This is a genomic window from Kitasatospora gansuensis (genome assembly GCF_014203705.1).
GTDB lineage: Bacteria > Actinomycetota > Actinomycetes > Streptomycetales > Streptomycetaceae > Kitasatospora > Kitasatospora gansuensis.
The window spans coordinates 1,132,109-1,146,374 of record NZ_JACHJR010000001.1 but is presented as its reverse complement, the minus strand read 5'-3'; the positions used below and the strand labels follow the sequence as shown (position 1 = coordinate 1,146,374).

The following is a 14,266-nucleotide window of genomic DNA, read 5'->3' as shown; positions in this document are numbered from 1 at the left end:
GGTCCCGCCCTCGTGCGGATGAATGACGGTCAGGAACTCTTGGCGTACGGGCTGCCGGCGATCAGGCTGGCGGGCCGCAGGTCGGTCCAGTGCTCCTCGATGTAAGCCAGGCAGGCGGCCCGGGGAGCAGCGTCCTGCACGGTGTTCCAGCCGGCCGGGACCTCGATGGTCGCGGGCCAGAGTGAGTGCTGGTTCTCGTGGTTGACCAGGACCAGGAACTGCCCGTCCTCGTTCTCGAAGGGGTTGCTCATCTCGTCCTCCTGGGACTTGTCGGGGCTTTCGAATTCGCTTACGGGAAAACGCTATTGGCGTTTCCGGGTCGTTCGGGGAAGTAATCCGGGGCAGTTGACCGGCAGTTCCACTGCCCCTGTTTTCCGGGCGGCGTGGGTGTCAGCGCAGCGCGGGGATGCGCCGGACGGCGCAGGCCTCGGCCAGCCGGAGCGCCACCGGCAGCAGCCGGTCCAGCGTGGGCGGCCCGAAGACCGAGAGTCCGACCGGGAGTTCGCGGAAGTGGCCGACCGGCAGCGAGATGTTCGGGTAGCCGGCCAGCGCGGCGGGCGTGGAGCTGCCCGGAGTCCCGGGGTCGCCGAGCTCGTAGTCGATGACGGGCGCGGGTTCGTTGGTGGCCGCCAGCACGGCCTGGACGCCGTACCTGCGCATGGTGCGGTCGAGCAGTTTGCGGGCCTGTTCGCGCGAACTCTGCCGGGCCAGCCCGGCCTTCGCCCGCTCCGCCTCGCCGATCAACTGGGCCTGCTCGAACAGGTCCTGGTCGAAGAGCGACAGCTCCACCGGGTCGGCCCGGTTGCCCTCGATCAGCTCGGCCAGGGTCTGCGGCCCGCCGGGGCGGCCGCGCAGGTACGTCTCCAGGCCGGGGCGGAACTCCGCGTACATCGCCAGCAGCCCGTCCTCGACGGTCTGCCGGTCCAGGGTCAGGTCGATCGGCACCACCGCGACCCCGGCCGAACGCAGCGCCTGCACCGCGGAGTCGAGCACCGCGTCGACCGCGCCGGGCATCCGGGGCACCCGCCAGAGGCCGACCCGCAGCATCGCCGGGTCGGGGTCGGCGGGGGGCCGCCCGGTCAGCGCCGCCATCGCGAGGGCGGCGTCGCCGAGCCGGGCGGCCAGCACCCCGACGGTGTCCTGGACCGGGGAGATCGGCACGATACCGTCCAGCGGCAGCAGCCCGGTCTCGGGTTTCACCCCGACCACCCCGCACAGCCCGGCCGGGCCGACGATCGACCCGTCGGTCTCGGTGCCGAGCGCCAGCGGCGCCATTCCGGTGGCGACCGCCACCGCCGAGCCGGCCGAGGAGCCGCCGGGGCTGCGGTCCAGCCGGTACGGGTTGCGGGTCTGGCCGCCCGCTCCCGACCAGCCCTCGGTGGCCTGGGTGGAGCGGAAGTTGGACCACTCGGAGAGGTTGGTCTTGCCCAGCACCACCGCGCCCGCCGCCCGCAGCCGGTTGACGATCCCGGCGTCCCGGCGGGGCGGGTTCCCGGCCAGCAGCCGGGAGCCCGCGGTGCCGGCCAGTCCGGCGGTGTCGATGTTGTCCTTGACCAGGACCGGGATGCCGTCCAGCGGACCGCGCTCGGCTCCGGCGGCGTACCTGCGGTCGGCCTGGGCGGCCTGCTCCAGCGCACTGTCGTCCACCGCGAGCACCGCCCGGACCAGGGGGTCGACCAGCTCGATCCGGTCCAGGCAGCGCCGGGTGAGCGACACGCTGGTCAGTTGTCCCTCGCGCAACTGCCGGTGGAGTTCCGGGAGTTCGGGGAAGGTCGAGGTGCTGCGGTCCAGGTGCTCGGTGCCGGTGTGCGAGGTGTCAGTCAAGGCGGACACCTCGCAGGCTCGGGGTGCCGACCGTGATCAGGGCGGCGACGACCGCGAAGGCGGCGAACACCGTCATCGCGGTGGTGAAGCCGAGCAGCGTCACCATGGTGCCGACCGCCACGTTGGCCAGCGGGGCGCAGGCGAAGATGGCCAGCGAGAGCACCGACATCACCCGGCCGCGCATCGCGGGCTCGGTCCAGCGCTGCGCCATCGACACCAGCACCAGGCCGAACTGACCGGTCACCAGGCCGAGTACGCCGTACAGCAGCATGCCCAGCGGGAGCGAGTCGATGAAGGCCATCGCGGTCAGGCAGACCGCCGAGGCGGTGACCCCGAGGCAGAGCACCAGCCCGCCGCGCCGGCCGGGCGGCCAGGCCATGGTGACCACCGAGCTGGCCACCGCGCCGATCGTGTAGCCGGTGAGCAGCAGGCCGGCGCCGGTGGCGCCCGCGTCGAGCCGGTTGGAGAGCAGTACCAGGCCGATGTTGACCGGCGGGGCGCAGGCGAGTTCGGTCAGCGCGATCACCAGGATCACCAGCCGGATCCGGCGCTCCTTGCCCAGGTAGCGCAGCCCGTCCAGCAGCATCTCCTTGAACGGCGGCTTCTCGCCGACGGGGGCGGGCGGTGCGACCGGCTCCCGGGTGTACCGCACCCGGGCGGAGGCGAAGGCGGAGAGCAGGAAGCTGGCCGCGTTGGCGACCGCCACCAGCGGGACGCCGCCGAGAGCGATCAGCCAGGCGCCGATCGGGCCGCCGGCCGCCTGTCCGCCCCGGATGCCGAAGACGAACAGCGCGTTGCCCCGGACCAGGTCCTTGTCGGCCAGGATGAGCGGCTTCACCGAGCCCGAGGCGGGGATGAAGAAGGCGCTGATGAAGGCCAGCAGCAGCGCCGCGCCGAGCAGGATCGGCACCGACGGGGTGCTCAGTCCGACCGCCAGTGCGGCGGCCAGCATCACCACGCCGCGCAGCAGGTCGGTGATCACCATCACCCGACGTGGTCCGCTGCGGTCGGCGATCACGCCGCCGCCGAGCAGTCCGATCAGCCGGGGCAGACTGGCCAGCATCAGTACGGTGCCGGTCATCGCCGGGCTGACGTCCCGGATCAGGGTCCAGGTCAGCGCCACGTACCAGGCGGAGTCGCCGAGTTGGGACAGGCTCATGGCGCCGGTGAAGGACAGGTAGTTCAGGCCGAGCGGCCCGTCGGCGCGCTTGGGCACCGGTTCGTTCTCGGTTCGGGGCAGGGTGTCAGCCATGGTGGAGTACCTCCGGGATGCGGTGGGCCGGGGCAGCGGCCGACGGTGCGGGCGTCGGCCAGACGTCCTCGGGGCCGAGGGCGGCGGGGGTGTACTTGCCGAGCGAGCTGATCAGCAGCCGCAGTTCGAGGGCCAGGCACTCCACCAGCCTGGTCAGACCGGCCTCCGGGTCCTCGTCGGTGGCCAGCAGGGCGGCCCGGCCGAGACCGGCCGCGGTGGCGCCCAGCGCCAGGCTCTTCACCACCCGGCTGCCCTCCCAGAACCGTCCCGAGGTGAGCAGGCAGTCGGCCCGGGGGCCGATCCGGGCCAGGCACTCGCCGAGCGGCAGTCCGGAGTGCGCGAGGGTGGCGACCGGCGCCCAGCCGGTGCCGCCCTCGGCGCCGTCCACGGTGACCGCGTCGGCCCCGGCGGTCCAGGCGATGTCGGCGGCCAGCGCCACGTCGCGGCCGGGGTGCAGCTTCACCCAGACCTTGACCCTGGGGTAGTTGTTGCGCATCAGCCGGATCTGCTGACGCAGGATCTCCTCCGTGAAGGTGCCGGGGCTGCTGCACCGCAGCACCCGGTCGGCGTCCGGGCCGAACACCTCGTCCAGCGCGAACTGTTCGTCCACCCGGGCGGCGGCGGTCCGGTCCAGCACGGTCATCCCGCCCAGGCCCGGCTTGGCGCCCTGACCGACCTTCAGCTCGAAGGCCAGCCGGCCGCTCTCCAGCAGCGGCTGGGCGGCGGGGTCGCTGTAGACCAGGTTCCACACCTCGGCGTCGGCGTCCTCGGTGCTCTGCTGCACCGCCACCCCGCCCAGCCCGTCCGGGAGTTCGGTCAGGTAGGCGGCGATCCGGCCGAGCGCGGTGCGCCTGGTCTGCTCGCCGCCGCGGCCGTAGCCGCTCATCGGCACGATGTTCTCGCCGATCACCATCGGGATGCCCAGCCGTCCGGCCTGCCGGCTGGCGGCCAGCACCTGGTCGGTGCCGGCCGCCCGGGTGGAGCCGAAGGCGGAGAGGTACAGCGGGAGGGCGGAGCGCAGGCCGCCGATCACGGTGCCCAGCGCCACGTCGGTGTGCAGCGGCTCGCGGCCCAGCTCGATCAGCTTCTCCAGCCGCTGCGGCATGAACACCGGTGGGGTGATCCGCAGTTGGTCCAGCTGATCGGCGTCCGCGGTGGCCTCCGCGCCGAACAGCGTGTGGCCGTAGTGGGCGTCGGCCGGGAAGGCGGCGGCCGCCCCGAGCCTGGCCCGCTCGCGGACCGCCCGCTCCGGGAAGCCCCGGGTGCGCAGGCCGGTCACGGCGACACCACGCCGGGCAGCTTGGGGAAGGCGTTGGCCTGCCAGGCACCGTCCAGACCGGCCAGGTAGCGGGTGAACCGCTCGACCCCGATGCCGAAGCCCGCACTGGCCGGGATGCCCTCGCGGACCAGCTTGAGGTACCAGCCGTACTTGGCCGGGTTCTCGCCGGTCTCCCGCATCCGGGTGACGATCCGGGCGTAGTCGTACTCCCGCTCGCTGCCGCTGCACAGCTCGCCGTAGCCCTCGGGCGCCAGCAGGTCGAAGTTCCGCAGCACGCCCGGGTCCTGGGCGCTCTCCCGGTCGTAGAAGCCGCGCGAGCCCTTCGGGTAGTCGGTGACGAAGAAGGGCTGGGCGGAGCGGCTGGAGAGCAGTGCCTCGCCCTCCCAGTCGATCTCGGCGTCCGGGTTCTGCGGGTGGCCGAGCCCGATGAGCTCGGACACCGCCTCGGCGTGGGTGCGGCGGCCGAAGGCCTGGTTCAGCAGGGCGGTGAAGACCGAGGTGTCCCGGCCCAGCTCCGCGAACTCGGCGGGCAGGTCGGTGACCACCCGGGAGACGATGTGCCGGACCAACTCCTCCAGCACGGCGGTGATCTGGTCCCGGGAGGCCCCGGCCATCTCGACGTCGATCTGGTGGAACTCGGCCAGGTGGCGGCTGGTGTTGGCGGTCTCCAGCGGCTCGAGCCGGACGTTCGGCGCGATGCAGAAGATCTTCGGGAAGGCCAGCAGCGAAGCCTGCTTGTAGAGGATCGCACTGGTCATCAGCTTGTACTTGTGGCCGTAGAAGTCGACGTCCACCTGCTTGGAGCCGCGCCCGCCGGGGTCGGTGACCGGGCCGATGATCGGCGGCATCATCTCGGCGAACCCGGCGCCGGTCAGGTACTCGCGGGCCGCCGCCAGCATGTGCTGCTGGAGCCGGAGCACCGTACGGGTGGTGGGTGAGGTGAGGTGCTGCCGGGGGTCGGCCGGCGGGAGCAGCAGCCCCCGGGTGGTCGGGGCGTCGGCGGTGGTGGTCATCGGGCGTACTCCTTCTGCGGGGCGGGGGTGGTGAGTTGACGGAGTCCGGCGGTCTCGACCGCGAGCCGGTCGAACCGCTGCTGGACGTAGGAGAGCGAGCCGAGCAGCCCGGCCGAGGTCATCCGGCCGACGCCGCGGCCGGTGCCGCGTACCGGCATCGCGCCGGTGTCGGACCAGTGCAGCCGCCCGGCCGAGTCGAGGTAGCTGCGGGCCCGGCCGGCGTTGTCGGGGTGCAGGCAGTACGGGACGTCCAGCACCCCGAGCGCGAACGCCTTGGTGAGCGCCCGGCCGAGGTCCGGGTCCAGGTCAAGCACCGCCTGCACCAGGCCCAGGGCCTCCTGGTGGATGCCGGTGTCCTGGACGCTGGCGGTCGGCCTGACCTGTTCGGAGGCGCGGGCGGCGGCCTCCAGGGCGGTGACGTTCTCGGCGATGGTGGGGATCCGGTGCGCCTCGGCGGAGGTCTTCACGATCAGCCGGGCCGCGCCGGTGCGCACCGCGAGCCTGGCCGCCTCCTCCAGCAGCAGCCGGGCGCCGCCGGGGGTGCGCGGGTAGACGCCCATGTAGGCGTAGATGACGATGTGCCAGTCCAGGTCGCCGAGCAGCGAGGCGGCGATCCGGCCGAGCGCGGTGACCGCCTCCTCGTCCTGCTCGGGGTGGGTCTGCTGGGCGTAGCTCAGCGAGACGCTGCGCAGGCCGTGCTGACGGAAGAACAACGCCTCCAACACACTGATCGCCACCAGCAGCCCGGGCGGGGCGAGTTGGCCCATCATGCAGCCGCCGAAGGTCTCCAGGTGCGGCTCGGCCCCGTGTTCGCGCAGCCGGGCCAGGATGGCGCAGCTGGCCTCCCAGTTGGCCACCGACTGCTCGATCGGGGTCCGGCTGTACGGCAGGCAGTAGGAGATCGGCCCGCCCTCACTGGCCGTCAGACCGGCCGCCACCACCGCTTCCAGGATGTCCTGCGGAGCGGCCGAACCGTGCCGGACCTGCACCGGGAAGCCGGTGCCGGCGATCCCGTCGGTGACGGCCCGGGTGGTGGCGGTGCTGTACGCCACGATCGGGTAGCCGTTCAGCGGCACGCCGTCGGCCAGCGCGCGGCGGGCCGCCTCGTGGTCGCCGACCCGGGTGTAGCTGTCCAGCGTGATGGTGCCGACGGTGCTCGCGTCGGCCCGCCGGGTGGCCAGCAGGCCCTCGCGCATCAGGTACGGGTCGCTCATCCCCATCCGGGGCTGCACCACCAGGTGGCCGGAGCGGCGGGCGGCCTGCACGAAGCCGCCGAACGAGCCGGCCGGCAGCACGGGCGGGGTCATCGGACACCCCCGGTCGGCAGCGCCCGGCGGCCGGCCGGCAGGGCCCGGACGAAGTCGTGGAAGCCGACGATGCCCGCGCTGTCCTCGAACACCGCGTCGAACCCGGCGTCCACCAACTCGCCGACGTGCGAGCCCTGTTCGGCACCGGAGATGCCGAGCTTGCCGCCGATCACGATCGGGGTGGTGCGCAGCTCGGCGCAGTCCCGCAGCTGTCCGATCACCCGGCGGCCGTCGTTCAGGCCGTGGCCGTTCACGGTGGAGAGGACGATCAGGTCGGGGCGGCGGGTCCGGCACTCGTCGACCATCAGCTGGTCCGGCACACAGGAGCCGAGGTTGGTCACCCGGTGGCCGAGCTCCTCAAGCAGCAGCTGAAGGTAGATCAGGTTCCAGGTGTGCGCGTCGGAGGCCACACTGGTGACCACGACGTCCAGGCCGTGGGTGCCCGGCCCGAGGGCGGGCGGGCAGGGGTGATTGTCCAGCTCCATGATCGACTCTCACAGGGGTGATGGTGGGCTCGCCGAGGCGCGGGGTGCGGTTCCGGGATGCGGGGCACCGGCCGGTCGGCGGAGGCGCTCCGGTGGTGGCGCCAGCAGCAGACGCTAGGCAGCGGGGCGGGGCGGGCCAGGCAGTTGGGACCGGCAGCAGTGCGGCGGTTCGGACTCTGCCGCATACGAGGTGTGACGCTGGGTCAGACCGCGGCGAGCAGCCGGACGCCCGGCAGCGGGAGTTCGGCGAGCGCGCGGCGGACCAGGCCGGGTACGGCGAAGCACTCGACGCCACTGCCCGGAGCACTGCGGATCAGCCCGCGCAGCAGCAGCGCGTGCACGCCCCTGGCCACCTCGGCGGCCGGCCGGCCGACGTAGCCGACGATCTCCTCGAAGGTCCTGGGCCGGCCGCTGACCGCCAGCAGGCGGAGCAACTGGCCGGGGCCCGAGCCGAGTTCCTCGGCCGCCGTACGGACGGCGGTGCGCAGGTCGGGCCCGGTGCCGTCGGCGACCGGGGAGCAGGCCACCGCCAGCGGGTCCTCCCTGGCCCAGGCCAGCAGCCGGTGCGGCGGGTGGATCAGGCACCAGTCGGCGGCGTGCTCGATCGCGGCCGGCAGCCCGTCCAGCCGTCGGCAGAGCTCGGCCACCACGGCCACCTCGCCCGCGGCGAACTGGTAGCCGGGCCGGACCCGGCGGACGTGGGAGAGGAAGAGCTGTACGGCGTCCTGCCGGAGCAGTGCGGCCGGGTCGGCGCCGGGGGCGGGCCGGGGAGCGGCCAGCGGGGCCAGCGGCATCACCCGTTCGCCCGGCAGTCGGAGCGGTCCGGTGGCGGTCGCCAGCACCCGCAAACCGGGGTGCCTGCGCAGGAGTTCAGCGATGCCAGGGTCGCTCGGCGGTGCGCCGTCGAGCACCAGCAGGGTGTCGCCGACGGGGGGCCGGCCGCCCGGGTGCCAGCAGATCTGCCAGCCGCTCGCCCGGAGCCGTTCGGCCACCTCGGTGGCGAGCCGGGTCTTGCCGACGCCGGGAAGTCCGGTGAGCGAGATCAGCCGCTGCCCGCCGGAGCGCAGCAGTTCCAGCAGTGCGCGGACCTCGTCGGCCCGGCCGAGCATGGTGAACGGACTGTTGGGAGGGGCCGGTTCGGCGGGCTCGGCCGCGGCGGCCTCCTCGAAGGCGGCTCGGCGGGCGCCCTCCAGGCGCAGGGTGGTGACCAGCAGCCGGACGGTCTCCCGGCGCGGCCGGTGCACCCGGCCGGACTCCAGGTCCCGTACCGCTCGCACGCTCAGCGCGGAGAGGTCGGCCAGTTCCTGCTGGGTCAGTCCCGAGTTCCTGCGGAATTCCCGGAGCAGCCCGGAGAATCGGACGGAAATCATCGCTTCGTCCACGGTTTCCGTTCACCACGTCTCTCTGTTCCGGATTGATTGTGTCCTGCGGGTCCGGCGGTAATAGTGGGGTTCCAGGGGTGTACCCCTACCGCCGCTCGGGTGGGTGTCCCGAGCCGTCCTCCGCCGCCGGTGCCGCCCGGGTGGGGTGGCCGTCCGGTGTGGTCCGACTCCGGCCGGACGGATCAGCCCCAGCCCAGGTCAGCGGCGGTCGGGCTGGGCGAGGGCTGGGAGGTGACGGCGGGCGTCTGGGTGCCGCCGTCGGCCACCGAACCGGCGGCGGCCGAGCCCACCGACAGGGTGGCGGCGAGGGCGGTGACGGTCGCGGCGACGAATACGGCGGCGGTGGTGAGAATCTTGCGGTCCATGGTTTCCCCTCCAGAATCCGGGTGCTCTCCGGGTTTTCCCGACACGCTGAGTCTGCCGCGCCGGGGAAAGGGCGGTAAGGCCCCTCAAGGGGTCGTGAGTACGCCATGACGCAGATGCGAGGGGCCCATACCTGACATAGTCGGACAGAGTGGGCCCGATGTGCTTGCGCAGTGAAGGATCTGAGGGTGGATCAGGTGCTGGCATGCCCGGCGCACGTTACGATTGCGAACGCTTCCCTCGCATGCACATTCGACCGGGATGGGACTGTGATCTTGGGCTCCGTAGCACCTGGCATCTCCTCGTTATTGGGCCAACTCGGCCAGGAGGAGCTGGAGTTGTTCCAGCACGTGGTCGAGCGGCAACAGGTGGACGGCGACGAGCTGCGGGCCGGCCCGGCCGGCTCCGCGCGGGTCGACCGGCTGCTGGAGCTCAGGCTGCTCAAACGCTCGGCCACCCGCCCCGGGATGCTGGTGGCCGGGGTGCCGGCGGCGGCGGCGAGCGAGCTGCTGGCCCCGGCCCTGCAGGAGATCGAGGAGCGCCGCCGTGAGGTCGAGGCGACCAGGGAACGGCTGACGGTCTTTCAGAACATCTACGAGCAGGCCAGGTTCACCCCCGGCGACTCCGGCGGCGTGCAGCGGCTGACCGACCTGGACAGCGTCCGCTCGATCATCACCGAGCTGGCCGACCGGGCCGAGCACGAGATCCTCACCTCCCAGCCGGGCGGCGCCCGTCGGGACGACGTGCTCAAGGAGTCGCTGGAGAAGACCGAGCGGGTGCTGAGACGCGGGGTGCGGATGCGCACCCTGTACCAGCACACCGCCCAGTTCAGCACGGTGACGGTGGAGTACGTCGACCACGTCTCCCGGATCGGCGCCGAGATCCGCACCCTCGGCGACGGGTTCATGCGGATGCTGGCCTTCGACCAGTCGGCCGCCGTGATCGCGATGCGCGACAGCGACACCGGCTGCCTGCTGCTCCGCGACCCGAGCCTGGTGGACTTCGCCATCGGCGCCTTCGAGCGCGCCTGGACCAGCGCCACGCCCTTCCCGGAGAACTACAGCCAGGAGCGGGTGCTGGCGATCTCCGAGGACATGAAGCTGTCCATCGTCCGGCTGCTGGTCCAGGGCCTGGAGGACCGGGCGATCGCCCGCCGGATGGGCATGTCGCTGCGCACCTGCCAGCGCCACGTCTCCGACATCATGGACAAGCTCGGCGCCCGCAGCCGGCTCCACGCGGGCTTCCTGATCAGCGAGTTGGGCGTCGACCTGAACCCCACCGGCACCCTGGGCGGCCCGGCGGCCGCCCGGGCCGGGGAGTAGCACGCAGGGAGCCCCGCAGGCCGGTGACCGGCCTGCGGGGCTCCGCTGTTGAACCGCTCCGCTCAGTACTGCGTGGTGACCGTGGTGCCGGAGAAGCCCTGCTGGGCGTGGAGGCTGAAGTAGACCCAGCCGGCCGGCGGGTTGCTGATGGTCAGCGTCTCGCCGTTGCCGCTGTTCGTGGACTTCTGCAGGTACGAGCCGGTGGTGGCCCAGCTGCCGCCGTTGTAGTAGAGGTCGGCGTTGCCGGTGCCACCCGCGGTGGTGATGGTCAGGCTCTGCACGCCGGCGGGCAGGTACAGGAAGCTGTAGCTGTAGTTCCCGGTGGTGGCGCTCGCGTTGTCGCGGCGGCAGTTCTTGTCGAACTGACGGGCGTCGGCGGCGGTGCACAGCGGGGCCTGGACCGGCGGCAGGGTGCCGCAGTTGCCGGCGCCGCAGGCGGTCAGCCAGGTGGCGAAGTCCGTGTCGTAGCGGGTGCCGATGGTGGAGGTGAGCAGCGTCCGGGCGGCCGCCCAGTTGCCGGCGCGGTAGTGGCCGAGCAGCGTGGCCACGTCCTGCGGGTGCGACTGGAGCATGTACCGGACCGCCAGGTAGCCCCAGTTGTAGATCCGGGTGGAGTCCGCGTTCTCGTACGTGGTGTTGAACAGCTCGCTCAGCTTGTACGTGCCCTTGGCGGCCTGGGCGATCGCGTCGTCGTAGCGGACGTTGCGGTAGCTGTAGGAGACGTACTCGGCGACGCCCTCGACCCACATGATGGTCGGGGTGGAGACGCCCGCCTCGAAGTCGCCGAGCATGTTGTAGCGGCCGTCGAGGTAGTGGGTGTACTCGTGGTTGAGGTTCCAGATCGAGAACGCCGGGCGCAGCCAGCTGGCCTCGTGGGCGATGAAGCGGGCCTGGTTGCCGGCCTTGGACGGGTCGCCCTCCAGGTACATGCCGCCGTTGTCGACCTCGATGTCGTACATCGACCAGGCGTAGAGGCTGTAGTCGTAGTAGGCGTCGAAGACCACCACCTCGAGGGCGGTGTTCAGGTCACCCGCGACCGGGCCGCCGTCCTTGACCAGCTGGTGGAAGAACGCGTCCTGGTTGGCCAGGCTGGTGCAGGTGGCGGCCAGCTCGGCGGCGGTCATCTGCTGCGCGCGGATCCGCAGGCTCGGGCTGCAGGTGTGGTTGACCGTCAGGACCAGCGGGACCAGCCGGGTGGGCAGGTCGCAGAGGCCGTAGTACGAGCAGTTGCCGGTGTCGCGCTTCTCGGCGAACCAGGCCAGGTTCATGGTGAGCGGCCCGGTCGCGCCGACCAGCGGGTAGCGGTTGACCAGGTCCTTGACCAGTGGCCGGGCCTGCGCCTTGAGTTCGGGGACGGCGAGCAGACCGCCGAGCTGGATGCCGATGTCGGTGGCCAGGTCGCCGCCGTTGATCATCGAGCTGTTGCGGGTGACCAGGCCGGCCATCGCACCGGCGAAGCCGGCGTCGGCCTGCAGGGCGGCGACGAAGGCGGGCAGCTCGGTGCCGCGCTCGATCACCGTCTTGGTGTTGGCCACCGCGTCCCGCATGGCGCCGGTCCAGCTGCTGTCGAAGCTGTTCAGCAGGCCCTTGACCACGCCGGTGTAGCGGGCGTTCTCCTGGGCGCTGTCGATCAGGGTGACGGCCTCGGCCAGGGTCTCGCCGTTGGCCTGGGTGACGTCCTTGGCGTGCGGGGCCGCGAAGAACGCGTCCAGCCCGCCCCGGATCGCGCTCTGCAGCGGGGAGTTGTACGTGCCGACGACGTCCGGGTACTTCCACTGCACGTAGTAGCCCGCGCGCAGGAAGAGCACCAGCTGACCGGCCGAGCCGGAGTTCGTGCCGTTGTACGAAGTCGCGCTGTCCCGAAGGGCGTTGGCGACGGTCACCATCTGGGCTTCGCGGAAGGTGGCCTGGGCCTCGGTCCCGGTGAGGTTGAACAGCGAGTTCACGCAGTCCAGGCTCGCGGCCTTGACCTGCTGGACCAGCGCGCTGCCGGTGCTGTTGCCGAACGCGCAGGCGGCTTGAGTGGCCGCCGGGGCGGACCGCAGTTGCTTGGACTGCGGTGCGGCGGCGGGCAGTTGGGCGGCCGCCTTGGGCGCGTCGGCGGCCTCGGTCGCGGTGCCCGGGGTCGGGCGGCCGTCCTTCGGCACCTCGGCGGACTTGGGCACCGGAATGGCCCGGGTCGAGGGCTGGCCGGTGGGGGCGGCCGGGGCGGTGCTCGCGGCGCGGCTCTGCGGGGCGAAGAAGCCGAGCGTGAGGATGAACGCGAACGCGAGGGTGAGCAGACGGCCCAACTGGGCCATCGGTATCCGGGAGGGTCGCACGGTGGGGGCCTCCGGGCCGGGTAGTGGCCGCGTGCTTGGGGGCGCGACCGCTTGATGTGTGACATGTAAAATGGCACACATCACACTGACTACGAAAGAGTCCGTGCGGTATCAACTGTGCATCGGCCGGACGAAGACGGGGTGACGGCCCGTCAGTCCGAGTGGTTCGGACGCGGACGGTGTCATCGATCGGGTCAATCCGCACACCCGCGCCGCTACCCGGGCACCCACGGTGGTACCCAGACTCACCGCAGCTCGTTCATCCGGCCGGAGCAGGGGAGACCCCCGTACACATGGCACTGTCAGCCCTGCTGGTCGTCCTCTCCGCGGCGGCCTTGTCCGCGGCCCTCGCCTGGCTGAGCCATCGGACGGCCTACCGCACCCGGCTGCCCGACACCGGTCCCGCGCTCGGCACCGCCGCCGGGGCGGTGCTCTCCTTCTTCGTCGTCACCATGGCGTTCCTGCTGGTCAATTCGACCGGAGCGCTGTCCGTCGCGCGGCAGAACAACTACGCCGAGGCCGGGGCGGTGGTCGACCTCTACCTCGCCGCCGAGAAGCTCCCCGACCCGGCCAGGCGCGAGATCCGGAGCCGGAGCGAGTCCTACCTGAACGAGGTCATCGGTGTCGAGTGGCCGCAGATGGCGACCGGCCACCTCGACCTGACCAGCTTCCGCACCACCTACCAACTCCGCCGGACCGTCCTGGACCTGCCCACCACCACCCCCGCCACCACGGTCCGGGACGCCCGGCAGGCCATCGCCGCGCTGATGACCCAGCGCCGGATCCGCACCACCGCGGCCGGTGACGGTGCGCCGAACTTCCTGCTGGCCACCCTGATCGGGGCGGCCGTCCTGTCGGTGCTCTTCCTGCTGCTGCTCGGCTGGCCCAAGGGACGGCGGGGCATCGTCACCATCGCCGTGGTCGGCGGACTGCTCGCCTTCTCCATCTGGCTGGTGCTCCAGATCAACCACCCGTACGGCGCCGGCATCCGGGTCGCACCGGACGCCTTCCACGAGGCCCTGGACCGGATCCACCTGATCGACCGGGCCGGCTACTGACCGTTCGATGCCGTCCGCCCTGCCTGCTACGGTGCCAGCACCGTCGGCAGGCAGGGGGAGTACGGGTGGAGTGGGGGACGTTGGTCGCGACGCTGGGCGGCGCCGTGATCGCGATATCCGGCACGGTGCTGGCCGACCGGCTGCGCAACCGGCACGAGGACGACCGCGGTCTCGGCGCCCGCCGCCGGGAGGTGTACACCGCCTTCATCGCCGCCGCGGGCACCACCCACACCCAGCTGGTCAAGATCGCCCAGACCTCGGCCGACCCCGCCCGGGCCGACGAGGCCGATCCGGCCAGCCGGGCCGCGCTGGTGGACTCCGGGCTCTACGACGTCCGCGAGCGGCTCTACATCGACGCCAGCGAACCGGTCGCCGGTGCGGGCCAGCGGATGTTCGAGCTTCTGCGCGAGCTGCGCCGGGTGGTGGGCTCCGGCGCGCCGCAGTCCTCGACCGCCTTCCACGAGGCGTACCACCCCTACATCGAGGCGGTCTGGGCCTACCGAGTCGCGGTCCGCGCCGAGTTGGAGGGCCGGTCGCTCACCCCGGCGGTCTTCGGCTGGGCAGCCTGGGACGGCCGCGAACGCTGCCCGGTCTGCCGCACCGTCCCCGCGCCGGCCGGCTGACCACCACCGATTACCGCATCGGCCCCGGGTTCGACAA

13 protein-coding genes are annotated in these 14,266 nt (G+C 72.3%); 3 read left to right on the top strand and 10 right to left on the bottom strand.

The genetic code is table 11. The annotated features are described in order from the left end of the window. Window positions 1-29 precede the first annotated feature (29 nt). From F4556_RS05315 to F4556_RS38960, 9 genes are all read right to left on the bottom strand, one after another. Entirely contained in the window at window positions 30-251 is a 222-nt protein-coding gene (locus F4556_RS05315) for an MbtH family protein (RefSeq protein ID WP_184912013.1), read from the bottom strand. Window positions 252-390: 139 nt separating this feature from the next. Continuing rightward, on the bottom strand, window positions 391-1,824 hold the full coding sequence (locus F4556_RS05310) for an amidase family protein (RefSeq protein WP_246510971.1): 1,434 nt from the start codon (window positions 1,822-1,824) through the stop codon (window positions 391-393). Continuing rightward, complete coding sequence (locus F4556_RS05305) at window positions 1,817-3,076, bottom strand: MFS transporter (RefSeq protein ID WP_184912011.1); 1,260 nt, start codon at window positions 3,074-3,076, stop codon at window positions 1,817-1,819. The genes F4556_RS05310 and F4556_RS05305 overlap by 8 nt, the downstream gene beginning before the upstream one ends. Then, window positions 3,069-4,355 carry a glutamate synthase-related protein gene (locus F4556_RS05300; protein WP_184912009.1) on the bottom strand — a complete coding sequence of 429 codons (1,287 nt, stop codon included), beginning with the start codon at window positions 4,353-4,355 and terminating at the stop codon, window positions 3,069-3,071. The genes F4556_RS05305 and F4556_RS05300 overlap by 8 nt, the downstream gene beginning before the upstream one ends. Further along, window positions 4,352-5,368 carry an asparagine synthetase A gene (locus F4556_RS05295; protein ID WP_184912007.1) on the bottom strand — a complete coding sequence of 339 codons (1,017 nt, stop codon included), beginning with the start codon at window positions 5,366-5,368 and terminating at the stop codon, window positions 4,352-4,354. The genes F4556_RS05300 and F4556_RS05295 overlap by 4 nt, the downstream gene beginning before the upstream one ends. Further along, on the bottom strand, window positions 5,365-6,675 hold the full coding sequence (locus F4556_RS05290) for a methylaspartate mutase (RefSeq protein WP_184912005.1): 1,311 nt from the start codon (window positions 6,673-6,675) through the stop codon (window positions 5,365-5,367). Before F4556_RS05290 ends, F4556_RS05295 begins: the two co-directional genes overlap by 4 nt. Then, on the bottom strand, window positions 6,672-7,160 hold the full coding sequence (locus tag F4556_RS05285) for a cobalamin B12-binding domain-containing protein (protein WP_184912003.1): 489 nt from the start codon (window positions 7,158-7,160) through the stop codon (window positions 6,672-6,674). Before F4556_RS05285 ends, F4556_RS05290 begins: the two co-directional genes overlap by 4 nt. A gap of 203 nt (window positions 7,161-7,363) precedes the next feature. Continuing rightward, a complete protein-coding gene (locus tag F4556_RS05280; protein ID WP_184912001.1) occupies window positions 7,364-8,530 on the bottom strand; it encodes an AAA family ATPase in 1,167 nt (388 codons plus the stop codon). 194 nt (window positions 8,531-8,724) lie between these two features. Continuing rightward, complete coding sequence (locus tag F4556_RS38960) at window positions 8,725-8,907, bottom strand: hypothetical protein (protein ID WP_184912000.1); 183 nt, start codon at window positions 8,905-8,907, stop codon at window positions 8,725-8,727. Between the two features lie 273 nt (window positions 8,908-9,180). On the opposite strand from F4556_RS38960, the gene F4556_RS05270 reads away from it, so the two are divergent. Further along, entirely contained in the window at window positions 9,181-10,227 is a 1,047-nt protein-coding gene (locus F4556_RS05270; RefSeq protein ID WP_221503535.1) for a helix-turn-helix transcriptional regulator, read from the top strand. Between the two features lie 62 nt (window positions 10,228-10,289). Here the strand turns inward: F4556_RS05270 and F4556_RS05265 are convergent, their stop codons facing one another. Beyond that, window positions 10,290-12,548: a M9 family metallopeptidase gene (locus tag F4556_RS05265; RefSeq protein WP_313068164.1), complete on the bottom strand. Its 2,259-nt coding sequence runs from the start codon at window positions 12,546-12,548 to the stop codon at window positions 10,290-10,292. Between the two features lie 293 nt (window positions 12,549-12,841). Between F4556_RS05265 and F4556_RS05260 the strand changes: the two genes are divergently transcribed. Further along, window positions 12,842-13,606, top strand: coding sequence for a bestrophin-like domain (locus tag F4556_RS05260; RefSeq protein ID WP_184911996.1), 765 nt, complete (start codon window positions 12,842-12,844; stop codon window positions 13,604-13,606). Window positions 13,607-13,671: 65 nt separating this feature from the next. Further along, entirely contained in the window at window positions 13,672-14,229 is a 558-nt protein-coding gene (locus tag F4556_RS05255) for a CchlQ (RefSeq protein ID WP_184911995.1), read from the top strand. Window positions 14,230-14,266 lie beyond the last annotated feature (37 nt).